This is a genomic window from Bowdeniella massiliensis, from assembly GCF_023634005.1.
GTDB classification, from domain to species: Bacteria; Actinomycetota; Actinomycetes; order Actinomycetales; family Actinomycetaceae; genus Bowdeniella; species Bowdeniella massiliensis.
Map to the genome: position 1 here is coordinate 28,088 of NZ_JALIQR010000003.1, position 23,035 is coordinate 51,122.

The 23,035-nt window shown below is 66.8% G+C and carries 28 protein-coding genes; 24 read left to right on the forward strand and 4 right to left on the reverse strand.

Annotated features, from left to right (window positions below):
• Nucleotides 1-107 precede the first annotated feature (107 nt).
• The 6 genes from infA (at nucleotide 108) to rplQ (ending at nucleotide 3,138) form a co-directional block, all read left to right on the forward strand.
• On the forward strand, nucleotides 108-329 hold the full coding sequence (gene infA, locus MUN85_RS02425) for a translation initiation factor IF-1 (RefSeq protein WP_092562870.1): 222 nt from the start codon (nucleotides 108-110) through the stop codon (nucleotides 327-329).
• Between the two features lie 38 nt (nucleotides 330-367).
• Nucleotides 368-481, forward strand: coding sequence for a 50S ribosomal protein L36 (gene rpmJ / locus MUN85_RS02430; RefSeq protein WP_015746489.1), 114 nt, complete (start codon nucleotides 368-370; stop codon nucleotides 479-481).
• A gap of 138 nt (nucleotides 482-619) precedes the next feature.
• Nucleotides 620-994 (forward strand): 30S ribosomal protein S13, encoded by a 375-nt coding sequence (gene rpsM / locus MUN85_RS02435; RefSeq protein ID WP_092562873.1) that lies wholly within the window; start codon nucleotides 620-622, stop codon nucleotides 992-994.
• A 57-nt stretch (nucleotides 995-1,051) separates the two neighbouring features.
• Nucleotides 1,052-1,459, forward strand: coding sequence for a 30S ribosomal protein S11 (gene rpsK / locus MUN85_RS02440; protein ID WP_092562876.1), 408 nt, complete (start codon nucleotides 1,052-1,054; stop codon nucleotides 1,457-1,459).
• Nucleotides 1,460-1,558: 99 nt separating this feature from the next.
• Nucleotides 1,559-2,560: a DNA-directed RNA polymerase subunit alpha gene (locus MUN85_RS02445; RefSeq protein ID WP_092562879.1), complete on the forward strand. Its 1,002-nt coding sequence runs from the start codon at nucleotides 1,559-1,561 to the stop codon at nucleotides 2,558-2,560.
• Nucleotides 2,561-2,634: 74 nt separating this feature from the next.
• Nucleotides 2,635-3,138, forward strand: a complete 504-nt coding sequence (rplQ, locus tag MUN85_RS02450; protein ID WP_431603536.1) for a 50S ribosomal protein L17 — start codon at nucleotides 2,635-2,637, stop codon at nucleotides 3,136-3,138.
• Nucleotides 3,139-3,213: 75 nt separating this feature from the next.
• Here rplQ and MUN85_RS02455 read toward each other — a convergent pair whose 3' ends face one another.
• Nucleotides 3,214-3,975 carry an ROK family protein gene (locus MUN85_RS02455; protein WP_250505229.1) on the reverse strand — a complete coding sequence of 254 codons (762 nt, stop codon included), beginning with the start codon at nucleotides 3,973-3,975 and terminating at the stop codon, nucleotides 3,214-3,216.
• A 36-nt stretch (nucleotides 3,976-4,011) separates the two neighbouring features.
• Here MUN85_RS02455 and truA point away from each other — a divergent pair, with 36 nt between their 5' ends.
• Complete coding sequence (truA, locus tag MUN85_RS02460) at nucleotides 4,012-4,887, forward strand: tRNA pseudouridine(38-40) synthase TruA (RefSeq protein ID WP_250505230.1); 876 nt, start codon at nucleotides 4,012-4,014, stop codon at nucleotides 4,885-4,887.
• A gap of 21 nt (nucleotides 4,888-4,908) precedes the next feature.
• Here truA and MUN85_RS02465 read toward each other — a convergent pair whose 3' ends face one another.
• Together MUN85_RS02465 and MUN85_RS02470 are read right to left on the reverse strand one after the other, a co-directional pair.
• Nucleotides 4,909-5,724, reverse strand: coding sequence for an aldo/keto reductase (locus MUN85_RS02465; RefSeq protein ID WP_250505231.1), 816 nt, complete (start codon nucleotides 5,722-5,724; stop codon nucleotides 4,909-4,911).
• A gap of 2 nt (nucleotides 5,725-5,726) precedes the next feature.
• Complete coding sequence (locus tag MUN85_RS02470) at nucleotides 5,727-6,185, reverse strand: hypothetical protein (protein WP_092562894.1); 459 nt, start codon at nucleotides 6,183-6,185, stop codon at nucleotides 5,727-5,729.
• Between the two features lie 278 nt (nucleotides 6,186-6,463).
• Between MUN85_RS02470 and rplM the strand changes: the two genes are divergently transcribed.
• The 5 genes from rplM to MUN85_RS02495 all read left to right on the forward strand — a co-directional run bounded on the left by rplM (nucleotide 6,464) and on the right by MUN85_RS02495 (nucleotide 10,566).
• The gene (gene rplM / locus MUN85_RS02475) at nucleotides 6,464-6,907 is read left to right on the forward strand and encodes a 50S ribosomal protein L13 (protein ID WP_092562897.1); all 444 of its coding nucleotides are present in this window, start codon (nucleotides 6,464-6,466) and stop codon (nucleotides 6,905-6,907) included.
• 41 nt (nucleotides 6,908-6,948) lie between these two features.
• Nucleotides 6,949-7,437, forward strand: a complete 489-nt coding sequence (gene rpsI / locus MUN85_RS02480) for a 30S ribosomal protein S9 (protein ID WP_092562899.1) — start codon at nucleotides 6,949-6,951, stop codon at nucleotides 7,435-7,437.
• 126 nt (nucleotides 7,438-7,563) lie between these two features.
• Nucleotides 7,564-8,454 (forward strand): variant leucine-rich repeat-containing protein, encoded by an 891-nt coding sequence (locus MUN85_RS02485; RefSeq protein ID WP_250505232.1) that lies wholly within the window; start codon nucleotides 7,564-7,566, stop codon nucleotides 8,452-8,454.
• 106 nt (nucleotides 8,455-8,560) lie between these two features.
• Complete coding sequence (gene glmM, locus MUN85_RS02490; protein WP_250505233.1) at nucleotides 8,561-9,907, forward strand: phosphoglucosamine mutase; 1,347 nt, start codon at nucleotides 8,561-8,563, stop codon at nucleotides 9,905-9,907.
• On the forward strand, nucleotides 9,904-10,566 hold the full coding sequence (locus tag MUN85_RS02495) for a DedA family protein (RefSeq protein ID WP_250505234.1): 663 nt from the start codon (nucleotides 9,904-9,906) through the stop codon (nucleotides 10,564-10,566). Before glmM ends, MUN85_RS02495 begins: the two co-directional genes overlap by 4 nt.
• A gap of 12 nt (nucleotides 10,567-10,578) precedes the next feature.
• On the opposite strand, the gene coaA is transcribed toward MUN85_RS02495, so the two are convergent.
• Nucleotides 10,579-11,520 (reverse strand): type I pantothenate kinase, encoded by a 942-nt coding sequence (gene coaA, locus MUN85_RS02500; RefSeq protein WP_250505235.1) that lies wholly within the window; start codon nucleotides 11,518-11,520, stop codon nucleotides 10,579-10,581.
• An 83-nt stretch (nucleotides 11,521-11,603) separates the two neighbouring features.
• On the opposite strand from coaA, the gene glmS reads away from it, so the two are divergent.
• The 12 genes from glmS to MUN85_RS12635 all read left to right on the forward strand — a co-directional run bounded on the left by glmS (nucleotide 11,604) and on the right by MUN85_RS12635 (nucleotide 22,975).
• Nucleotides 11,604-13,463 (forward strand): glutamine--fructose-6-phosphate transaminase (isomerizing), encoded by a 1,860-nt coding sequence (gene glmS, locus MUN85_RS02505; protein WP_250505358.1) that lies wholly within the window; start codon nucleotides 11,604-11,606, stop codon nucleotides 13,461-13,463.
• A gap of 9 nt (nucleotides 13,464-13,472) precedes the next feature.
• Nucleotides 13,473-13,853, forward strand: coding sequence for a holo-ACP synthase (locus tag MUN85_RS02510; RefSeq protein ID WP_250505236.1), 381 nt, complete (start codon nucleotides 13,473-13,475; stop codon nucleotides 13,851-13,853).
• A complete protein-coding gene (locus MUN85_RS02515) occupies nucleotides 13,853-15,325 on the forward strand; it encodes an NAD(P)H-hydrate epimerase (protein ID WP_250505237.1) in 1,473 nt (490 codons plus the stop codon). The genes MUN85_RS02510 and MUN85_RS02515 overlap by 1 nt, the downstream gene beginning before the upstream one ends.
• Nucleotides 15,322-16,470 (forward strand): alanine racemase, encoded by a 1,149-nt coding sequence (gene alr / locus MUN85_RS02520; protein WP_250505238.1) that lies wholly within the window; start codon nucleotides 15,322-15,324, stop codon nucleotides 16,468-16,470. Before MUN85_RS02515 ends, alr begins: the two co-directional genes overlap by 4 nt.
• Nucleotides 16,467-16,949, forward strand: a complete 483-nt coding sequence (gene tsaE / locus MUN85_RS02525; RefSeq protein WP_250505239.1) for a tRNA (adenosine(37)-N6)-threonylcarbamoyltransferase complex ATPase subunit type 1 TsaE — start codon at nucleotides 16,467-16,469, stop codon at nucleotides 16,947-16,949. The genes alr and tsaE overlap by 4 nt, the downstream gene beginning before the upstream one ends.
• Nucleotides 16,946-17,776: a hypothetical protein gene (locus MUN85_RS02530; RefSeq protein WP_250505240.1), complete on the forward strand. Its 831-nt coding sequence runs from the start codon at nucleotides 16,946-16,948 to the stop codon at nucleotides 17,774-17,776. The genes tsaE and MUN85_RS02530 overlap by 4 nt, the downstream gene beginning before the upstream one ends.
• A gap of 10 nt (nucleotides 17,777-17,786) precedes the next feature.
• Nucleotides 17,787-18,410 (forward strand): tRNA (adenosine(37)-N6)-threonylcarbamoyltransferase complex dimerization subunit type 1 TsaB, encoded by a 624-nt coding sequence (tsaB, locus tag MUN85_RS02535; protein WP_250505241.1) that lies wholly within the window; start codon nucleotides 17,787-17,789, stop codon nucleotides 18,408-18,410.
• On the forward strand, nucleotides 18,410-18,880 hold the full coding sequence (rimI, locus tag MUN85_RS02540; RefSeq protein ID WP_250505242.1) for a ribosomal protein S18-alanine N-acetyltransferase: 471 nt from the start codon (nucleotides 18,410-18,412) through the stop codon (nucleotides 18,878-18,880). Before tsaB ends, rimI begins: the two co-directional genes overlap by 1 nt.
• A 137-nt stretch (nucleotides 18,881-19,017) precedes the next feature.
• On the forward strand, nucleotides 19,018-19,716 hold the full coding sequence (locus MUN85_RS02545) for a succinate dehydrogenase cytochrome b subunit (protein WP_250505243.1): 699 nt from the start codon (nucleotides 19,018-19,020) through the stop codon (nucleotides 19,714-19,716).
• Nucleotides 19,717-19,731: 15 nt separating this feature from the next.
• Nucleotides 19,732-21,687, forward strand: coding sequence for a fumarate reductase/succinate dehydrogenase flavoprotein subunit (locus MUN85_RS02550; RefSeq protein ID WP_250505244.1), 1,956 nt, complete (start codon nucleotides 19,732-19,734; stop codon nucleotides 21,685-21,687).
• Nucleotides 21,684-22,427 (forward strand): succinate dehydrogenase/fumarate reductase iron-sulfur subunit, encoded by a 744-nt coding sequence (locus MUN85_RS02555; RefSeq protein ID WP_092562941.1) that lies wholly within the window; start codon nucleotides 21,684-21,686, stop codon nucleotides 22,425-22,427. The genes MUN85_RS02550 and MUN85_RS02555 overlap by 4 nt, the downstream gene beginning before the upstream one ends.
• 425 nt (nucleotides 22,428-22,852) lie before the next feature.
• A complete protein-coding gene (locus MUN85_RS12635) occupies nucleotides 22,853-22,975 on the forward strand; it encodes a hypothetical protein (protein ID WP_284500850.1) in 123 nt (40 codons plus the stop codon).
• Nucleotides 22,976-23,035 lie beyond the last annotated feature (60 nt).

The window sequence follows — 23,035 nt, forward strand, 5'->3', positions numbered from 1 at the left end:
ATTCCCATAGGATGGTCAGCTGGACGTGCGTACACGTGCCATACATTCCTATGGCACCGCACGAGGGTGCCAATCGGCGCCGATATATGAGGAGAAGTACGTAGAGCATGGCAAAAAAGGACGGCGTCATCGAGGTTCAGGGCACTGTCGTCGAAGCGCTGCCCAACGCGATGTTTCGAGTAGAGCTTGATAACAAGCACATTGTGCTTGCCCACATTAGCGGGAAGATGCGTCAGCACTACATTCGTATTCTTCCCGAAGATCGGGTCGTCGTTGAGCTGAGCCCCTACGACCTCACTCGGGGTCGTATCGTCTACCGCTACAAGTAACTGTTAGCTGCCGAGATCATCGGTGGCGGAGGAATGACATGAAGGTCCAGCCTAGCGTCAAGAAGATCTGCGACAAGTGCAAGGTTATTCGCCGGCACGGTCGCGTCATGGTCATCTGCGAAAACGTTCGTCACAAGCAGCGTCAGGGCTAAGTGACGAGAAAGATGGGCATCGCCCATCGATCCTGCTGCCAGCGCATCGCGCAACCCCCGGTCCGGAGGCCGGGGCTCGCAATCCCGCGAGAAGGCAACGGGAAAGACCTCCGGTCCGAACAGTCAGGAGACTGATCAGTGGCACGTCTAGCTGGCGTTGACCTCCCCCGCGAAAAGCGGCTTGAGGTTGCGCTGACGTACATTTACGGTGTGGGTCGCACCCGCGCCCAGGAAGCTCTCGAAGCGACGGGCGTTTCGCCCGATCTGCGTGTCAAGGACATGCAGGAATCTGATCTCGTTGCCCTTCGCGATTACATCGAAGGCAACTTCAAGGTGGAAGGTGATCTCCGCCGCGAGGTCGCAGCTGACATTCGCCGCAAGGTGGAAATTGGTTGCTACCAGGGTCTGCGTCACCGTCGTGGCCTGCCGGTGCACGGCCAGCGCACCAAGACCAATGCTCGTACCCGCAAGGGTCCGAAGCAGACCGTTGCCGGTAAGAAGAAGACCCGCTAACTGTAGTCCGGCACAGCGCAAGCTGACCGGTCCGATGACCTGGAGATAGAAACACATATGCCTCCCAAGACCCGCACATCCGCGGTGGCGCGCAAGGGCCGCCGCCGGGATCGCAAGAACGTTGCCCAGGGCAACGCCTACATCAAGTCCACGTTCAACAACACGATCGTGTCCATCACCGATCCGGAAGGCGCCGTCATCGCATGGGCCTCCTCCGGTCAGGTGGGCTTCAAGGGTTCGCGTAAGTCGACGCCGTTTGCCGCTCAGCTCGCCGCTGAAGCCGCCGCGCGCCGCGCCCAGGAGCACGGCATGAAGAAGGTCGACGTGTTTGTTAAGGGCCCCGGCTCTGGACGTGAGACCGCTATCCGCTCCCTTCAGGCCACGGGCCTGGAGGTCTCCTCGATCTCTGACGTTACGCCGCAGGCACACAACGGGTGCCGTCCGCCGAAGCGTCGTCGCGTCTAAGACGCTTCCGCCCCGGTAGCGGTAGACAGAGACCCACCGGGGACCACACGTTGTCCCGCACGGCGTCAAATAGCGGATGCCGGCTGAAAGGATTACCAAGTGCTGATTGCCCAGCGTCCCACGCTGACCGAGGAGGTCGTGAGCGAGAACCGCTCGCGATTCGTTATCGAACCCCTGGAGCCAGGATTCGGCTACACCCTTGGCAACTCGCTTCGCAGGACTTTGCTGTCCTCGATTCCGGGTGCCTCGGTTACCTCCATCCGGATCGACGGCGTCCTTCACGAGTTCTCCACCATCCCGGGGATCAAGGAAGACGTCACCGAGATCATTTTGAACATTAAGAACCTGGTCGTCTCCTCCGACCACGACGAGCCCGTCGTCATGTACCTGCGCAAGCAGGGCCCGGGCGTCGTTGTTGCCGGCGATATCACGCCGCCGGCTGGCGTCGAGGTGCACAACCCGGATCTGCACATTGCGACCATTAACGCCAAGGGCAAGCTCGAGATCGAGCTCACCGTTGAGCGTGGCCGTGGTTACGTGCCGGCCGCCATGAACAAGGACGAAACCGCCGAGATCGGTCGGATCCCGGTGGATTCGATCTACTCGCCGGTGCTGAAGGTGACCTACAAGGTGGAAGCCACCCGTGTCGAGCAGCGCACGGACTTCGACCGCCTCGTGGTCGACGTGGAAACCAAGCCCTCGATGGCTCCGCGCGATGCTCTTGCCTCCGCTGGCAAGACCCTCGTCGAGCTGTTCGGCCTGGCCCGCGAACTCAACGTGGAAGCAGAAGGCATCGAGATCGGCCCGTCGCCGACGGATCAGGCCCTCGCCCAGGATCTGGCGCTGCCGATCGAGGACCTGGACCTGCAGTCGCGGTCGTACAACTGCCTCAAGCGCGAGGGTATCCACACCCTCGGGCAGCTGGTTGCACGCTCGAAGGAAGATCTGCTGGACATTCGTAACTTCGGTAAGAAGTCGATCGATGAGATCCAGGAGAAGCTGGCCGACTACGGTCTCGGCCTGAAGGATTCCGGCGTTGACTTCGCATCCGAAGACGACGGTGTCACCTTCGAAGACCTGCACTTCAGCGACGAGCTCTGATAAGAAAAGGACCAAACATGCCTACCCCGTCTAAGGGACCCCGCCTGGGGAGCTCCGCTTCCCACGAAAAGCACATGCTCAGCAACCTTGCGACGTCGCTGTTCGAGCATGAAGCGATCCGCACCACGGAAACGCGGGCCAAGCGCCTGCGCCCCGTCGCGGAAAAGCTCATCACGCTCGCTAAGCGCGGCGATCTGCACGCCCGCCGCAAGGTGATGGAGACGATCACCCGCAAGGACATCGTCGCCAAGCTGTTTGAGGATCTCGGCCCGAAGTTCGCCGAGCGTCCGGGCGGCTACACCCGCATCACCAAGATCGCCCCGCGCAAGGGCGATAACGCTCCGATGGCCTTGATCGAGCTTGTCACCGAGGCGTACAGCCCGAAGCAGGGCGTCGTGAAGGAAGCCGAGAAGGCAACCGAGAAGGCCGCCGACAAGGACGAGAAGAACATCCCCGCCACCCCGGTCGAGGAAACCGAATTCGCGCAGAGCGATGAGGAAACCGAAGAGACCGAGGTTGAGGTCAGCCAGGAGGCCGACGAGGCCGCCGAGTCCGACAAGGACGCTGACAAGGAGTAACGTCTCCTCGCACTGAGCTCGCGCAACGCAGCTGATCCCCGTCCGGGTATCCGGGCGGGGATCACGCGTGTCTGGCTAGTCCTGGGGCGCCATCTCCCAGGCGCGCACACCGCCCGAGATGCCGGCAGCGTTTGGAATGATGATGACCGAGGGGCCTAGGCGCGCGACATTCGCGGCGGTGATGCGTCGCCCGTTGCCGCCGCCGACGTAGAGGCGGTCCCAGTGGTAGACGGGCTGCAGCGACTCGATGACGAGGCGGGCGCGGCGTGACCAGTGCGCGTCCCCCAGTCGCAGGCGCTCGTGTTCGCCGATGTAGTCGTCGTAGGTCAGGCCCCATTTGACGGGGCACTGGCTCAGTTCGGCGTGCGGGGCAAGGACGCCGTTGTCGAAGATCGCATTGCCAAGCCCCGTGCCGAGCGTGATGACCATTTCGAGGCCGGTGCCGGTGACGACGCCGCAGGCGTGGACTTCGGCGTCGTTTAACACCAGGGCGGGCATGTCCAGGGATTCCTCGATCGCGCCGCGCATGTCGAAGCCCGTCCAGGCGGCCAGGAGCTCGGGCAGGACGCGGGTGCGGGGGCCGGCGCGGCAAATATAGTGCGGGGTGGCGACGACGACGCCGCGGCGAATCATGCCCGGCATTCCGACGGTCACGCGCCGAGCGGCGGGAAGCTGGGTGGAAAGGTCGCGGATGATAGAGACGAGGCGCGCGGGCGAAAGCGGGTAGGGCGTCACAGCGCGCACCGGGGCCGCGTGCATCACGCCGGAGTCGTCGAGGACGGAGGCCTTGATGCCGCCGCCGCCGCAATCGATGGCGAGCGTCGTGCGAGGGGTCATGACTGCACGCTATCGCACCTGCCTACAATGACGTGCGTGAGGCGAATCCGACTTGATCTGGCCTATGACGGCACCCAGTTTTCAGGCTGGGCGGCCCAGCCCGGGCAGCGCACCGTTGAGGGCGTGCTGACCGAGGCGTTCGCGACGGTGCTGCGCGAGGAGGTGCGCCTCACCGTCGCCGGTCGCACAGACGCCGGCGTTCACGCCGCCGGTCAAGTCGCACACTTCGACTGCTCGGCGGATGCGTGGCTGGCGCTGCCGGGACGCAGCGATCGCGCGCCGGCCGATGCACTCATCGATCGGCTGCACGGCATCATGACGCGCGGCGGGGTGCCGCCGAAGTCCTCCGACGTCGTCGTGCACCGAGCCGAAGAGGTCTCCCGCGACTTTGATGCGCGCTTTGCCGCGATCGGGCGCTCCTACCGCTATCGCATCACCGACCTGTCGGCTGGCGGATTTGATCCGCTAACGCGGCACTGTCGGTGGTGGGTGCGCGAGCATCTGGCGGTCGACGCAATGCAGGCCGCCGCCGATCACCTCATTGGGGAGTGGGACTTTGCGGCGCTGTGCAAACCTCGCGAGGGGGCGACAACGATCCGCCGGCTGCTGACCTGCGCCGTGACGCGCAGCGAGGCGGGCATCGAGATCGACCTGGCCGCCGACGCGTTTTGCCATTCGATGGTGCGCTCTATCGTCGGGTGCCTGGTGGAGGTGGGCCGCGGCAAGAAAAGCCCGGACTGGATGGGCGAGGTACTCGCGCGCAAGGACCGTTCGCTCGCCGCCGCCGTCGCGCCCGCGCACGGGCTCACGCTCACTGCGGTGCGGTATCCGCCGCCGGAGCAGTGGGCTGCCCGGCAAGAAGCGACCCGGCAGGTTCGCACGTCGGCCGCGGGGCGGGGAAGCGCCGACTAGCGGCGCGGTGCTGGCATCGTGCTACTGCCGGTCGGTGGGTGCGGTGCCAAAGTGCTGGCCGCGTTCTAGCTCGCCGATCGCCGCCATCTCCGCTGCGGTGAGGTCGAAGCTGAAGACGTCGGCGTTGCTGCGCAGCCGCTCGGCGTTCACGGACTTCGGGACGGCGGCGGTGCCGAGTTGCAGGTGCCAGCGGATCACCACCTGCGCCGGGCTGACGCCGTGTGCGCCCGCGATCGCGACGATCGTGGGATCACTCAAGAGGTGGCCGCGCCCGAGCGGGCTCCAGGCCTGGGTGACGATGCCGTGCTCGGCGTGAAAGTCCCGCAGCTCAGCCTGCTGCAGGTAGGGGTGGAGCTCGATCTGGTTGAGGACTGGTAGCTCGCCGGTTTCCTCGCCGAGGCGCGTGATCTGCTCGGCGGAGAAGTTCGCGACGCCGATGGAGCGCACCCGGCCGGCGTCGCGCAGCTCGATGAGTGTGCGCCACACGTCGACATATTGATTGCGGCTCGGTCGCGGCCAGTGAATGAGGTAGAGATCGATCCGGCCCAGGGCACGTTCGGAGGCATTGAAGGCAGCGCGGACGGCCTCGGGAGCTTGCGAGTCCTCGCCCCAGAACTTGCTCGTGACGGTGATGTCATCGCGCTCGACGCCGCTGCGGGCGAGCCCCCGCCCGGCCTGCGGCTCGTTGGCGTAGAACTCCGCGCTGTCGATCAGTCGGTAGCCGAAGGCAAGGCCGTGGGTGACGACGTCTTCGGCCTGGTCGGCCGGGACTTTATAGAGCCCGAAACCAAGGGAGGGCAGGCGGTGCCCATCGCGCAGGGTTACGTGGTGGTCCATCGCTAGGCGAGTTCGTCGTCTTCTTCCTCATCGAAGGCGAACTCAGCCGAGGAGTCGTCCCGGCGGTCGATCGCATCCTCGTATTCGGCCTCCGCGTCATCCTCGGCGCTGTCCTCGTAGTCCTCGTCGTCGCCGTCGTACAGATCGGCGTCGTCGTAGCCATCGGACAGGTGCATCGCGGATTCTTCCGGGGCGGCATCGCGGCGCGGTGCGCCCTCGGCGCGGGCTAGGATCGACTGCTCCTCGCCGGGCAGGTCCTCCGGGCCGTCATCGTCGGGCTCGGCGACGAGCTGTCCGACACCGCCGGGGGAGCGGTCATAGGGAATGTCATCGCGCGGCTCATCGTTTTCGGGTTCTTCTTGCCGCAGGCGATCATCGAGCGTGTTGCCAGTGCCCTGGTAGGTGTCCACGGGCGGCTGGTCGCCGTCGCCGAAGGTATCGTCGTTGATTGAAGTGCTCATAGCCTAAGTCTGCCACGGTGTGGACTGCCGCACACCCGCGTCACGACCTTTGACCCGCGCGGGCGGGCGCGATAATCTAAGTGATTGTTGTGCGACTGCCCCTTGGCGCCTCCCACTCGCCAATGGAGCTCGCGGTCCCACAGCGCAAACCATGACCATTTCCAGCGAAATGTCACTGCCGAGGCGTGTTTGAACCGGCTCGCTCTCGCATGTTCACGATGCGGGTGCCCGGCAAGGCCCAGGCAGTGATTGCTGAAGAGAAACGATAGGCAGAGTCCGTGCGTACGTACACTCCTAAGCCCGGGGAAATCGACAAGCAGTGGCACGTCATTGACGCCACCGACGTTGTCCTCGGCCGCCTGGCCTCCCAGGCAGCCCGCCTGCTCCGTGGGAAGCACAAGCCGATTTTTGCACCGCACGTTGATACCGGTGACTTCGTCATCATCATCAACGCCGAGAAGGTCGCCCTGACGGGCGCCAAGCTCGAACAGAAGATGGCCTACCGCCACTCCGGGTTCCCGGGCGGCCTGAAAGCCACCTCCTACGCCGAGCTCCTGGCCAAGCACCCGGAGCGCGCCGTCACGAAGGCGGTGGCCGGCATGGTCCCGAAGAACTCGCTGGGTCGCGCGCAGATGCGCAAGCTGAAGGTCTACGCCGGCAGCGAGCACCCGCATGCCGCTCAGAAGCCCCAGCCCTACACCATCGACCAGGTGGCGCAGTAACCCGTTAAGGGTTCGCCGCCGACACAGATCTGAGGAGAACAGTGGCTGAGACCATTGCAGACTACGAGCTGGAAGAGGACGCTCCCAGCACTTACACATCGGAAACCGAGAAGGTCAACACCGGCGCCGGCGTTTCCGCGACCGCCCCGGGCCAGGCCCTCGGTCGTCGCAAGCGCGCCATCGCCCGCGTCCGCCTGATCCCCGGTTCGGGCAAGTGGACCATCAACGGCCGCGAGCTCGATGAGTATTTCCCGAACAAGCTGCACCAGCAGCTGGTGAACTCGCCGTTCGAGCTGCTCGACATCGAAGGCCGCTTCGATGTTATCGCTCGCATCAACGGCGGTGGCTCGTCCGGTCAGGCCGGTGCGCTGCGTCTGGGCATTGCCCGCGCGCTCAACGAGATCGACCGCGACGCCAACCGTCCCGCGCTGAAGAAGGCTGGCTTCCTCACGCGCGACGCCCGCGCCACCGAGCGCAAGAAGGCCGGCCTGAAGAAGGCCCGTAAGGCTCCGCAGTACTCCAAGCGCTAACCCGCCTCGAGCTGCGTGCATGGCCCGCGTCCCATCATGGGGCGCGGGCCTTTGCGATGTGTGCCACAGCCGCTAGTCTGGTCCAGTCCGAGCGGCCCCGCCGCCATGCATGCAGGGAGGAACCCCATGACGAGCCCAGACCCCTCGACTTATACCGCCGAGACACTCAATGATCCGACGCTTTCGCCCGAAACCCTCGCCCACATCGCACAGCACCGGCCAGACCTGCGCGCCGCCGTCGCGAAGCACCCCGCGTGCTATCCGGCGCTGAAGGAATGGATCGATCAGCAGTCCGGCTCCGCGGCATACGCCGCTTCCGGTACGGATCAGGTGGGAGAGGGCGCGAAGAAGATCGCCGCCGAGGCGAAGGAATTCTTCCAGACCAACGTCGCGCCCGCCGCGAGCAGCGCCGCGAAGAACCTGCGCAATGCCACCACCGCCGAGTACGCCAAGGTCAAGGGCAGCAAGGACGTCGCCGCCTGGATCCCGCTCGCGATTCCCGCGCTCGGCCTGCTCGGGCTCATCAGCCTCTTCCTGCCGTTTGTCTCCGTCACGGTGGGCTTCCTGGGCGAGCGTCGCAGCCAATCGATCACGTTGTTTTCCGAAGGGATGAGTGGCCGCGGCGTGATGCTGCTGCTCCTACTGCTTGCGGTCATCGTCTTTGGCGCCTTGAGCCTGCTCAAGCAGGTGGCGTGGGCACCGCTCGCCTCCCACATCGCGGCAGCCGTCGCGGGGCTCCTCGGCCTGTTCATCAGCATCGACGCGCTCGGATCGCTGTCCAGCGTGTCCTCGGCCGGCTACGATTTCGGCGCGAAGATCTCGCCCAGCATTGGGCTGTTCTTGCTGTTGCTGGTCTCGCTAGCGCTCCTGGCTGCCGCGGCCCTCGCGCTGCGGCCGCGCATTGCGAAGGCCAAGCAGCAGCCGCCGGCCGCCCCGCCGTCCAGCACTCCGCCGCCCAGCGCGCCGCCGTCCAGCACTCCGCCGCCGAGCACACCGCCGACCACCCCCGAGGCCTGAGGCCGGGCCTCGGTCAGCTGCTCGGGGATGGATCGTGCTGCAGGGGGAGTTAACTGCCGAAATGGCGTGGCAGAATAATGGGGTTAGCTTGCGAAAGGATCCCACTGTGACCCGCCTTTTCGGTACCGACGGCGTTCGCGGACTCGCGAACCGTGACATCACCCCCGAACTCGCCCTTGGCCTTGGTGTGGCCGCCGCGCGCGTGCTCAGCCGCGAGGGTGCAAGCGATCACCGGCCGCGCGCCGTGATCGGGCGCGATACGCGGGTCTCCGGCGAGTTCATCGTCTCGGCGCTCGCGGCGGGCCTCGCCTCGGCGGGCGTGGATGTCACCCGCGTCGGGACGCTGCCCACTCCGGCGATCGCGCACCTGACGGCCGAGACCGACGTCGACCTCGGCGTCGTCGTCTCCGCCTCGCACAACCCGATGCAAGATAACGGCATCAAGTTCTTCGCGCACGGTGGCTACAAGCTGGAAGACGCCGTCGAAGACGAGATCGCCGCGATGCTCGGCACCGAATGGGATCGCCCGACGGGCGGTGATGTCGGCCGGATCGGCAAGGACGATGTTACGGCCGATCGCACCTATATCGACCACCTGCTCGCTGCCGTCGACACTCCACTCAAGGGGCTGCGCATCGCGATTGACTGCGCCAACGGGGCTGCCTCCGATGTGGCGCCCACCGCGCTGCGCGAGGCCGGGGCGGACGTCGTCGTCATTAATGCCTCGCCCGATGGCACGAACATCAATGCCGAGTGCGGCTCGACGCACCCGGAGACGCTGCAGGCCGTCACGGTCGCCTCGGGCGCTGCATTCGGCGTGGCCTTCGATGGCGATGCGGACCGCTGCCTGGCCGTCGACGCCGCGGGCCAGATGGTCGATGGCGATCAAATCATGGGACTGCTCGCGATCGATATGAAAGAGCGCGGCATGCTCAACTCCGACATGCTCGTCGTGACCGTCATGTCTAACCTCGGCTTGCTCCTCGCGATGCGGGATGAGGGCATCCAGACGATGCAGACGGCCGTGGGGGATCGCTACGTGCTGGAGGCGATGCGCGAGGGCAACTACGTGCTCGGCGGCGAACAATCCGGCCACATCATTAACGCGAACCATGCCACGACGGGCGACGGCCTACTGACGGCCCTCATGCTCGCCTCCAAGGTGGCGCGCAGCGGGAAGTCGCTTGCCGAGCTCGCCTCCGTCGTGCAGCGTCTGCCGCAGATCCTCATTAACGTGCGCGGCGTGGACAAGGCTGCGGCCGCCACCGATGAGGGCGTGGCCGAGGCCGTGCGCGTCGCCGAGGATTTCCTTGGCGATACCGGCCGCGTGCTGCTGCGCCCCTCGGGCACCGAGCCCGTCGTGCGGGTCATGGTCGAGGCCGCGACCCAGGACCAGGCCGATGGCGTGGCCCACCGGATCGCCGACGTCGTCAAGGAGCGACTCGCACTGTGATCGAAAGGTTCACGTCGGTGCAGGATGCGGTGCTGAGCCTCGTCGACAGCCCGTGGATCCTGCTCGCCGTGTTCCTGCTCACGGTGATCGACGGGTTCTTCCCGCCGGTCCCCAGTGAATCGATCGTCATCGCTGCGGGCGTGCTCATCGTCGCGGGGCAGGGCCCGCACATCGGCTGGCTCATTCTCGCGGCCTCGGCTGGCGCTTTTGTGGGCGACATGATCGCCTTCACGATCGGCCGATTCTTGCCGATCGAACGCATCCCGCTGCTGCGCGGCGAAAAAGTCGCGCGCGCCATGCTGTGGGCTGAGCGGGCGCTCGCTGAGCGTGCGACCGTCTACATCATGTCGGCGCGGTTCATCCCGATCGGGCGGGTGGCCGTCAACATTACGGCGGGCGCCGTCGGCTTCCGCCGCACCTTCTTTATCGTCATCGCCGCGTGCGCCGCCGTGTGCTGGGCGCTGTATTCGGTGGCGCTCGGCCTCGTTGCCGGCACGATCCTGTCCGACCGGCCGCTCGTCGGCGTCCTCGTCGGCGTCGCCGGCGGCGTCATCATCGGCTTCGTCCTCGACTTCGTGCTCAAGCGCGTCTACGGGCGCCTGCTGTCGCGCAAGGCCGAGAAGTTCGCGCGCGGCGAGTCCGCTCGCGCCGGGTTCTAGGGGCGCGCGCGGCTAGAGCTTGCGCAGCCGCATGCGGTGCATCGAGTGGTCGGCCGATTTTTGTAGCACGAGGCTCGCGCGGCCCCGCGTCGGGGCGATGTTCTCCATGAGGTTCGGGGCGTTGATCGAATCCCAGATGGTGGCGGCAACAGCGCGCGCGGCGTCGTCGTCGAGGCCAGCGTATTTCGCGAAGTAGGCGCCGGGCACCGAAAAGGCGGTAGAGCGCAGCTGCAAGAACCGCTCGATATACCAGCGTTTGACGTCGGCTGGGCGCGCGTCGACGTAGATGGAGAAATCGAAAAAGTCCGAGACGGCGAGGGAGGAATCCTTGCCGGTGCGCGCGGGCTGCAAGACGTTCAGGCCCTCGATGATGAGGACGTCGGGACGGCGGACGTGGATTTTCTCCCCGGGCACGATGTCGTAGGTGAGGTGGGAGTAAACGGGCGCGGTGACCTCGGGGGCGCCGGACTTGATCTCCTGGACGAAGCGCAGCAGCGCGCGGCGGTTATAGGACTCGGGAAAGCCCTTGCGCGTCATGAGGCCGCGGCGCTCGAGTTCCTCATTGGGGTAGAGGAAGCCGTCGGTCGTCACGAGTTCGACGTGCGGGGTCTGCGGCCAACGGCGCATCATCTCGCGTAGCAGGCGGGAGGTGGAGGATTTTCCGACGGCCACCGAGCCCGCGACGCCGATGACGAACGGGGTGCGGGAGGTGGAATCGCCAAGGAATCCCGAGGTGGTTTGGTGCAGGGCGCGGGTGCCGGCGACGTAGAGCTGCAGCAGGCGTGACAGCGGCCGGTAGACGGTGTCCACTTCCGCGAGGTCGATCGGATCTCCCAGGCCCGCCAGGCGCCGCACGTCCTCATCGGACAGCGGCAGCGGGGTCGATTTGGAGAGTTTCGCCCACTGCTCGCGAGTGAAATCCACGAAGGGGGAGTACTGGTTGTCGGTCCTCACGGCTCCTAGTTTCCCATAGTGCGATGCGCGCCACCTGCGCGGCGTTATTCCGTCGCAAGGACTACGGCGTTATTCTTTTCCCCATGTGTGGAATCGTGGGCTATGTTGGCCCGAATGCGCCGAGCAATCGACCGTTAGACGTGTGCCTTGAGGGGCTCGCGCGCCTGGAGTACCGCGGCTATGACTCGGCCGGGGTCGCGCTCGGGGCGCCGGGGCTGCTCGTGAGCCGGAAAAAGGCAGGCAAACTCGCCAACCTGCTCGACAGCCTGGCCGCCGATCCGCTGCCGGAGGCCGTGACCGCGATCGGACACACGCGCTGGGCGACCCACGGCTCGCCCTCGGATGTGAACGCCCACCCCCACCTGAGCGCTGACGGCAAGCTCGCGCTCATTCACAACGGCATTATCGAAAACTTCGCGTCGCTGCGCGCCGAGCTCGAGGCCGAGGGCGTGCCGTTTGCCTCGCAGACCGATACCGAGGTCGTCGCGCACCTGCTCGCCCGTGCTTTTGCTGAGATCGGGGACCTCACCGAGGCGATGCGCGTCGTTACCGCGCGCCTGGCGGGCGCCTTCACGCTGCTCGCGATCCACGAGGATGCGCCCGGCGTCATCGTCGGGGCGCGGCGGAATTCGCCGCTCGTCATCGGGCTTGGCGAGGGCGAGAATTTCCTCGGCTCCGACGTCGCCGCCTTTATCTCGCACACCTCACGGGCCCTGGAAATGGGCCAGGACCAGATCGCGACGGTCACCGCCGATGACGTGAGCATCATTGACGCCGAGGGGCAGCCGGTTACGGGGCGCACCTACGAGGTGGACTGGGATGCGTCGGCGGCCGTCAAGGGCGGCTTTGCCACGTTCATGGAAAAGGAGATCCACGACCAGCCGGGGGCCGTCGCCGATACGCTGCGCGGGCGCGTCGACGAATCCGGACACCTCGGCCTCGATGAGCTGCGCATCGATGAGGCCGTGCTGCGCACCATCGATAAGATCATCGTCATCGCCTGTGGGACGGCGGCCTATGCGGGCCACGTCGCGAAATACGCGATCGAACACTGGTGCCGCATCCCCGTCGAGGTCGAGCTCGCCCACGAGTTCCGCTACCGCGATCCGATCGTGTCCGAAAAGACGCTCGTCGTCGCGATCAGCCAATCCGGCGAGACGATGGACACCATCATGGCGGTGCGGCATGCACGCGAACAGGATGCCAAGGTGCTCGCGATCTGCAACACGCACGGCTCCACGATCCCGCGGGAGGCCGACGCCGTGCTCTATACGCACGCCGGGCCCGAGGTCGCCGTCGCTTCGACGAAGGCGTTCCTCGCGCAGATCACTGCCTGCTACCTGCTGGGCGCCTACCTCGCCCAGCTGCGGGGCAATATGTTCGGCGACGAAATCCGTGCGCTGCTGGCGGAGCTCGCCGAGATGCCGGACAAGATTCAGGCCGTGATCGACTCCGAGGACGCGGTGCGCGAGGTTGCCCGCGAGCTCAGCGACGTCTCCTCCGTTCTGTTCCTGGGGCGGCACGTGGGCTTCCCCGTCGCGCTCGAGGGCGCGCTGAAGCTGAAGGAACTCGCCTACATTCACGCTGAAGGGTTTGCCGCGGGTGAGCTCAAGCACGGGCCGATCGCCCTGATCGAAGACGGTCAGATCGTGATCGTCATCGTGCCCTCTCCGCGCGGGCGCGATCAGCTGCACGCCAAGGTCGTCTCCAATATTCAAGAGGTGCGCGCACGCGGCGCGAAGACGATCGTCATCGCCGAGGAAGGCGACACCGACGTCGAATCCTATGCCGAGGTCATCATGCGGATTCCGGCCGCGCCGACGCTGCTTGCGCCGCTGCTGGCCGTCGTGCCGCTGCAGCTGTTCGCCTGCCACCTGGCCGGTGCGAAGGGGCTGGATGTCGATCAGCCGCGCAACCTCGCCAAGTCCGTCACCGTGGAGTAGATATAAGGTATGGCAGTGCGCGGGATCGGGGTTGACGTCGTCGACGTAGAACGTTTTGCCGCGACCCTCGGCCGCAACCCGCGCCTGGCGTCGGCGCTGTTTACCGCGGGCGAGCTCGCGGGCCCGGGTGGGCGGCAGCGCCCGGCGCGCTCGCTGGCCGCGCGGTTCGCCGCTAAGGAGGCCGTCGCCAAGGCGCTCGGTTCGCCCGGCGGCATGCGTTGGCACGACTGCGAAGTGATCACCGTCGCCTCGGGGGCGCCGGCGCTTGCGGTGCGCGGCACCGTCGCCGAGGTCGCCGCCGCACGCGGGGTCACCTCCTGGCAGCTGTCGATGTCGCACGACGGCGGGGTTGCGATCGCCTTCGTCATCGCCGAAGGCGAGGCCCGCTAATGCGCGCCGCCTATTCCTCCGAAGCAATCCGTACCGCCGAAGCGCCCCTATTGGCCACCGGCGTTCCCCTCATGCGCCGGGCCGCCCGCGCTGTCGCCGAGCGCGCCGCAGCGGTCGTAAGCGAGCGCCGCGCCGCGGGTGTGAACGCCGAAGTGCTCGTGCTCGTGGGCGGCGGCAATAACGGCGGCGACGGCCTGTGGGCCGCCTACGAACTTGCCGATTTCGGCCTCGCGTCCCGGGTGCTCCTCGCCCACGCTGATCCGCACGCCGAAGGGCTCGCCGCCGCGCGCGGCGCCGGGGTGAAAATCGACCAGCTGGCAGACGTCGATGACGTCGCGGCCTATGCGGGCCGGTTCGGGATCTGGCTCGATGCGCTCGCTGGGATTGGGCTTTCCGGCCCGCTGCGCGAGCCACTCGCGAGCCTGATCGACGCACTCGCCGCCGAACGGGAGCGAGCCGAAGCCTTCGTTCTCGCCGTCGATTGCCCCTCGGGACTATCGGATGACCCGGGCGCAAGGCGTGCGATCCGCGCCGATGAAACGATCACCTTCGCGGCGCTGACGCCCGCGCTGCTGCTCCCGCCCGCCTACCGGCTCGCCGGGCACGTGAGAGTAGAAAACCTCGGCATCGAGCTGGTGGGTGCGCCCGCCGCGATCGAGCTCGGCACCGCCGAGGTGCGCTCGTCCTTCCCGCGCGCCCGCCACCTCGACCACAAATACACTCGCGGCGTCGTCGGCATCGACGCGGGCAGCCAGACCTACCCGGGGGCGGGCCTGCTCGCGACCCGCGCGGCGCTCGCGGCCGGCCCCGGCATGGTGCGATTCCTCGGCGAGGAGGGCGTCGCGCGCCTCATCATTCCCGCCATGCCCGAGGTCGTCACCGCGCCCGGGCGCATCCAGGCGGCGCTGATCGGCTCCGGCACCGAGGGCGGGCCGCGCATCGCCGCCGCGCTCGCCGATTTTCTCGCGCGCGACATTCCCGTCGTCGCCGACGCGGGCGCGCTGACGTGCGTGAGTGAGGTCGCGCGGGACCGCGGCGCGCTGATTCTCACCCCGCACCTGGGCGAATTGGCGACGCTGCTGGGCTGCGAACGCGAAGACGTCGAGGTCGATCCCGTGCGCTATGCCCGCCAAGCCGCCGAGCGCTTCGACGCCGTCGTCGTTGCCAAGGGTCCCGAGACGGTCATCGTCGAGGCCGGCCAGCCGATCGTGACGATCCCGCCCGCATCGCCCTACCTCGCGACGGCCGGCAGCGGGGATGTGCTCGCCGGAGTACTCGCCGCCACCTTCGCCCAGTTCGCCGCGCGCGCCGAAGCCGGCGAGACCGTGCCGGCGCTGTCCTACCAGGCGGGGCTCGCGGCCCAGCTGCATGCGAGCGCCGTCGCGCATTGCCCGGGTGCGCCCGGGCCGATCCGGGCGCTTGATCTCGCCGCCGGGATCGCGCTCGCGCTCGGTGCCACAATGGAGCCATGAGTTACCCGTCGCGCGCCATCATCGACCACGCGGCGCTGGCGCACAACTATGCCGTGATCGCCGGGCGCACCGCCGCCGAGGTCATGCCGATCGTCAAGGCCGATGCCTACGGCCACGGGTTGATGCCCTGTGTCGCGACGCTGCACCGCGCGGGCGCAACGATCGTGGGCGTCGCCCAGCTCGCCGAGGCACTCGAACTCGCCGCGGCCCTTGACGGCGCGGGCCCCACCATCTTCACGTGGCTGTACTCGCCGCACCAACGCGCCGAGTTGCGCGCCGCGATCCGCGCCGGGCTGCACCTCTCGGTGCCCGATCACTGGGCGCTCGCCGCGATCAGCCAGGCCCGGGCCGACCTCGCGGCCGGGGCCGCCGGGGGCGCGGACGCACTGCCACCGGTCGCCGTCCATCTCAAGGTCGATACCGGCATGGGGCGTGGGGGAGTGCTCGCCGAGGATGCGCCCGCCCTCATCGCGGCCGCGCTCGATACCGAGGGAATTGACGTCGTCGGCATCTGGTCCCACCTCGCGCGCGCCGACGATGACGCGGCAACGACGGCACGCCAGGAGGCCACCTTCGAGCGGGTCCTTGCCGAGGCACGCGCGGCCGGCGCCACCATCGACTACACGCACCTGACGGCGGCGGGCGGCACGCTCTGGCACCCCGCCACGCATCACACGCATGTGCGTCCCGGCATCGCGCTGTACGGCATCATGCCCGACGACTCGGACCCGGCGGCCGCAAATCTACGCCCCGTCATGCGCCTGGAGGCCGACCTCACCATGGTCAAGCGCGTGCCCGCGGGCACGCCCGTGTCCTACGGGCACACGCAGACCGTGGCGGCGACGACGCTTGGCATCGTGCCGCTCGGCTATGCCGACGGGATGGACCGCCACGCGTCCTCTCGCGCGCGCGTGCGCGTGGGCGCGCGAGAAGCCGGCGTCGTCGGCCGCATCTGCATGGACCAGTTCATTATCGACCTCGGGCCCGATTCGCCCGCGGAGCCCGGAGATGCGGCGATCGTGTGGGGGCCGGGCGGGCCATCGGTCTCGGACTGGGCGCGCGCTGCCGGCACGATCGGCTACGAGATGGTGGCCCGGCTCGGCCCGCGCGTGCCGCGCATCCACATCAACGAGGACAAGCCATGACGCACACCGTGATCCTGCCCGACGCCGACGCTACGCGCGCCCTCGGCGAGCGCCTCGCCCGGATCGCCCGCGCGGGCGACGTCATCGTCCTGACCGGGGCGCTCGGGGCAGGCAAGACGACACTCACCCAGGGCCTCGGCGCAGGCCTCGGCGTGCGTGGCCGCGTCACCTCACCCACGTTCACGATCTCTCGCATCCACCCCGCCCCGGCGCCCACCCCGGATCTCGTGCACGTCGATGCCTATCGCCTCACCGGCCTGCTCGACCTCGAGACGATCGACCTGGACGCCTCCATCCCGGAGACGATCACCGTCATTGAGTGGGGCGAGGCGCTCGTCGACGAACTGGGCGTCGACTACCTCACGATCACGTTGGACCGGGAGGCCGGCGGCCTCGCGGAAGGCGCCCGCCTCGCCCACCTCACGCCCCACGGCTCCCGCTGGAGCGCAGCCGAGTTGGCGGTGCTTGCCGGCTCATGATCTACCGCGTCGGCATCAGCGCCCTGCTCGCCGTGCTGCTGGTGTGCGGCGCGGCGCCGGGCGTGAGCGCCGCAGGCTGGATCGATCCGGATGAGGAGCCGAACCGCTCGATCGCGGCGTGGGTCGCCGATTCCGCGCGCGAGTGGATCGCACTCGATGACACGCGTAGCGCCGACCTCGATCCCGCCGCGCTGTCCCTCGGCACGCCCGTGCGCGCCCTGACGTGGAGCCCGCGCGTCCTCGGCGCGGGCGATGAGAGCGAGCCGCTCTGGCCCGATGAGGACGCGGGTCCAGGTCGCCTCGTGCCGCCCTCGCGCGAGAACGAGCCTGAGCGACGTCCCTCCCCGCCGCGCCACCCCGGTGCGCTTCCCGCCGGCAGTGATCCCGTGACCGAGGGCCTCGTCCAGGCCGTCGACGTCTGGTGGGTGCCCGTCCTGCTGGACGGCGCCGGCATCGGCGTCCTAGAAGTGGCCTTCGAGCGTGCGACGACGACGGTTGCGGCTACCTGGTCGGCGCCCGCGGCGCAGCGCATCATCGGCGCACCCCACACGATCGTGCGCGACGACTACGGCTTCATCGGGATCGACCTGCCGAACGTCATCGCCCTGGATGATGCCGCCCGCGACCACGTCGCCGGCGAGGTGCCGATCGAAACCTACCTGGACTCACTCACGGCCAGCATGAAGGACCCGGCCGCCGAGGCCGCCCGCACCGGCGGCGCCCGCGTCCCCATCATCGCGACGATTCTCGCGCTGCTGATCCTCGGTGCCCTCATGTGGCTCTTTGCCTGGCAGCGCGACCAGGATGAGGAGGATCAAACGCCGTAGAATCGGCGCTATGACCACCCCCTTTACTCACGTGCTCGCGATCGACACCTCGGCGGGCACGAGCGTTGCCCGCATCGACGACGAGCGCGTCCGCGTGGCGAGCGAGCCGAATCCGCGCGCCCACGCGGAAAACCTCGCGCCCCTGATCGCCGAGGTCGGCGGCACCGAGGCTCTGGATGCCATCGTCGTGGGCGTGGGGCCCGCGCCGTTTACCGGCCTGCGCGTCGGGATCGTGACCGCGCGCGTGTTGGCCGACGCCCTCGGACTTCAGCTCGCCGGCGTCTCGATCCTCGACGCGCTCGCGCGCCAGGGCCTCGATGAGCTCGGGGCGGGCCCCGTCACGGTCGTCACCGACGCCCGCCGCCGGGAGGTCTACACCGCATCCTTTGACGCCGCGGGGGACGACGACGTGCGCATCGTGCGCCCGCCTGAGGTAATCTCGCCCGCGGACCTCGTCCCTGCTGGCACCCTCGTCGGCGCGGTGCACCTTCTTGCCGACAGCGACGCCCCAGCGCTCCCGCTCGAGCTCGATGTCACGACGTATGTGCGCCTCGCGCGCTCGCGCGCCGCCGCCGGGATCGCCATGGACACCGAGCCGCAGTACCTGCGCGAGCCCGATATCCACCGCGGCTAGTGCTACGCGAGCTCACGCGCGCCGATATCGCGCGAATCGTCGAACTCGAAGCCGAGCTCTTCGGCCTCGATGCCTGGTCCGCCGCCACGTTCGAGGCCGAACTCGCGCGCAGCGATCGCGCCTGGTGGGGGATCGAGCGCGGCGGCGAGCTCGCGGCCTATGCGGGCATCCTCATCGCTCCGCAGGCCGAGCTGCTCTCGATCGCGGTCGCGCCCGCGCACCAGGGCAGCGGACTCGGCCGCGAATTGCTCGCCCAGATGATGCGTCTGGCAGCGGCTGGCGGAGCGCGAGAATTATTTCTGGAAGTGCGAATCGATAATGAGATTGCGCGCGCACTTTATGCCTCCGTGGGTTTTTCCGAGATAGGAATTCGGCGCCGATATTATCGCGGCGGAATCGATGCGGTCGTCATGGTCGCGCGCCTCGTGGCGCCCCCTATTGGACCGATCGGAGCCGACGCAATTACGTAACAAATTTCGTGCGTAATTCTGCGGAAATCCCGAAATCGGCGTGACGTGACCAACACCTCGTTAAATCGGTCGAACCGGACACATCTAGGACGTTCATCCGGGCTTATTGGTCGCCCTATCTCGGTATGATCACAAACGTGGTCTCTACAACTGTGACGACGAAACGTAAGGCGCGAGATACCTCTGTCGCACTCAAGATCGGCATGGCGGTCTCGGGCATTCTTTTCGTCCTGTTCATCCTCATGCACATGTACGGCAACCTGAAGATGTTCGCCGGCGCTCAGGCATACAACGACTACGCTGAGCACCTCCGGACCTTCGGTGAGCCCATTTTGCCCTATGAAGGCCTGCTCTGGATCTTGAGGATCGTCTTGCTGGCCGCGCTCATCCTGCACGCCTACGCAGCCTTCTCGCTGTGGCACAAGGCGAGCAGCGCGCGCGGGAGCAAGTACGTCGCCAGGCGGACCCTTGCACAGACCTACGCCTCCCGCACCATGCGCTGGGGCGGCGTCATTCTGCTGCTGTTCATCATCTTCCACATCCTGCAGTTCACGACGCTGACCATCCAGCTCGGCGGCAACTACCTGCAGATGACCCCGTATGACCGCATGGTCGTGGCATTTGGCGAATGGTACGTCTGGGTCATCTACCTGATCGCGATCCTCGCGCTGACGATGCACGTGCGCCACGGTGTGTGGTCCGCGATGGCAACGCTTGGCGGGAACAAGAAGCGTCGTCAGGACACCATTGATCTCGTCGCCATTTTCGTGGCCGCGATCGTTCTCGTGGGCTTCATGCTCCCGCCGACGGCGATCCTGTTCGGCTGGATCAGCTAGCTAAGGAGGAAGAACATGACTGAACTTATTGATGGTCTGTACACGCTAGGCGAGCCGATCGCCGATACCAAGGCACCCAAGGTGCCGATCGCCGAAGTCTGGTCGCAGCGCAAGTTTGAAGCCAAGCTCGTCAACCCGGCTAACCGCCGTAAGCTGCGCGTCATCATCGTGGGAACCGGCCTGGCAGGCGGCGCTGCTGCCGCTTCGCTTGGCGAAATGGGTTACAACGTTGACGCGTTTTGCTACCAGGACTCCCCGCGCCGCGCGCACTCGATCGCGGCCCAGGGTGGTATCAACGCAGCCAAGAACTACCGCAACGACAACGACTCGACCTACCGCTTGTTCTACGACACGGTCAAGGGCGGCGACTACCGCGCCCGCGAGTCCAACGTCTACCGCCTCGCCGAGGTCAGCGCCGATATCATCGACCAGTGCGTCGCCCAGGGCGTGCCCTTCGCCCGCGAATACGGCGGACTGCTCGATAACCGCTCCTTTGGTGGTGTCCAGGTCTCGCGTACCTTCTACGCGCGCGGCCAGACGGGCCAGCAGCTGCTCATCGGCGCCTACCAGGCGCTCGAGCGTCAGGTGGCCGCCGGTACCGTCACGATGTACTCGCGCCACGAAATGCTCGATCTCATCGTCGATAACGGCGTCGCCCGCGGCATCATCGCCCGCGACATGGTGACCGGAGAGATCCAGACCCACACGGCCGACGCGGTGGTCCTTGCTACCGGTGGCTACGGCAACGTCTTCTTCCTGTCGACCAACGCCATGGGCTGCAACGTCACGGCGAACTGGCGCGCCCACCGCCTGGGTGCCTACTTCGCCAACCCCTGCTTCACGCAGATCCACCCGACGTGCATTCCGGTGTCCGGCGACTACCAGTCCAAGCTGACCCTGATGTCGGAATCGCTGCGTAACGATGGCCGCATCTGGGTGCCCAAGAAGGCAGAGGACTGCAAGAAGGATCCGCGCGAGATCGCCGAAGAGGACCGCGACTACTACCTGGAGCGCAAGTACCCCGCCTTCGGTAACCTCGTGCCTCGCGATATCGCTTCGCGTGCCGCCAAGCAGGTCTGCGATGAAGGACGCGGCGTGGGCCCCTCCGGGCTCGGTGTCTACCTCGACTTCGCCGACGCGATCGAGCGCATGGGCAAGGATCAGGTCAGCGCCAAGTACGGCAACCTGTTCGACATGTACGAGCGCATCACGGGCGAAAACCCCTACGAGGTCCCGATGCGGATCTTCCCGGCCGTGCACTACACCATGGGCGGGCTCTGGGTCGACTACGACCTGCAGTCCAACATCCCGGGCCTGTACGTCACCGGCGAAGCCAACTTCTCGGATCACGGCGCGAACCGCCTCGGTGCATCCGCCCTTATGCAGGGCTTGTCCGATGGCTACTTCGTCCTGCCCAACACGATCAATGACTACCTGGCTCAGGGCCCGTTCGACAAGCTCGAGGACGACAGCCCGGCGATCACTGAGGCGCGTGCCCGCGTCCAGGACCGGCTTGACCACCTGCTGGCCGTTGACGGAACCCGCTCGGTTGATTCCTTCCATAAGGCGCTTGGCCACATCATGTGGGAAAAGTGCGGCATGGAACGCACCGAAGAGGGCCTGAAGGAAGCGATCCAGGAGATTCGCGAGCTGCGCGAAGAGTTCTGGCGCGATGTCAAGATCATCGACAAGTCGACCGATCTGAACATCGAACTGGAAAAGGCCGGACGAGTCGCCGACTTCCTGGAGCTCGGTGAGCTCATGTGCATCGATGCCCTGCACCGCCGCGAATCCTGTGGTGGTCACTTCCGGGCCGAATCCCAGACCGAAGACGGCGAAGCGATGCGTCACGACGAAGAGTTCGCCTATGTCGCCGCCTGGGAATTCACCGGGGACGGACAGCCCCCGATCCTGCACAAGGAAGACCTCGTGTACGAGTACGTCGAGATGAAGCAGCGGAGCTACAAGTGAACATCACACTCAATATTTGGCGTCAGCCCGGCCCGCAGGCCGAAGGCAAGATGGTGGCATACGAGCTCGCCGGCGTCTCCGAGGACATGTCGTTCTTGGAAATGCTCGACGTCCTCAACGAGGAGCTCTTTGCCCGCGGTGAAGCCCCGGTCGCTTTCGACTCGGACTGCCGCGAAGGCATCTGTGGCATGTGTGGCCTCGTCATCAACGGCGTCGCCCACGGCCCCGAGCGCACCACCACCTGCCAGCTGCATATGCGCACCTTCAAGGATGGGGACACCATCACGATCGAGCCGTGGCGCTCAAAGGCATTCCCCATCATCAAGGACCTCGTCGTCGACCGGCGAGCCCTGGACCGCATCATCGCGGCCGGCGGCTACATCTCGGTCAACACCGGCGCGGCCCCCGATGCCCACTCCCAGCTCGTGCCCAAGCAGGACGCCGACCGTGCGTTCGAAGCGGCGGCATGTATCGGGTGTGGCGCGTGCGTGGCGGCCTGCCCGAACGCCTCGGCGATGTTCTTCACCGCCGCGAAGGTCACGCACCTCGGAATGCTCCCGCAGGGACAGCCCGAGCGCGCGGCTCGCGTGGTCAAGATGCTGAACCAGCAGGATGCCGAAGGCTTCGGCGGCTGCACCAACATTGGTGAATGCGCCGCGGTCTGCCCCAAGGAGATCCCGCTGGATGTCATCAGCCAGCTGAACGCCGACCTGGCGAAGTCCTGGGCCGGCGGCAACTAGCCCCAGCCCTTTCCGAGACCACTGAAGCGGCCGGCAGCGCAAGCTGTCGGCCGCTTCGCTATGCCTGCAACACGCCCACGCGACCACATTGCTTTTGTGGACGCCCCACCGATTAAGTGGCGGTGGCGACCGGCGCCATGAGCCGGCTTCCGACTCTAGCCTCAAGGCTGCTCAAGTCCGCCTGGGCGAAGCTTGAAAGAAGCCTTAATCCGTCGCAAAGCCGTGAATCTCGCGTTAAATTGCGCCTCGGACCGCTGCTAAATTGCAAGTAACGTCCACACGAACTCAGGGGGATCCTTGACCACTTTTCGACCGCGCTCTTCTCGCCACGTGCTCGCCGCCCTCACGGCGGCAGCAGCCCTGACCCTGACCTTGCAACGGCCGGCGACGATATCGGCTACGGCCACAGCGCGGCAGAGGCCCGCTTGATCCACACCACCGACCAGGCGGGACTGGTGGACTATCTTGCGGCCGCGACGGCCTCGCTCATCGAGTACGCTTCCTCGCTCAGCGATGAGGACTTCGACGAGATTATCGATACCTCGTAGGACCCGCCGGTCACGCGCGGCACGCGGCTCGTCTCAATCGTCGACGACGCCGCCCAGCAT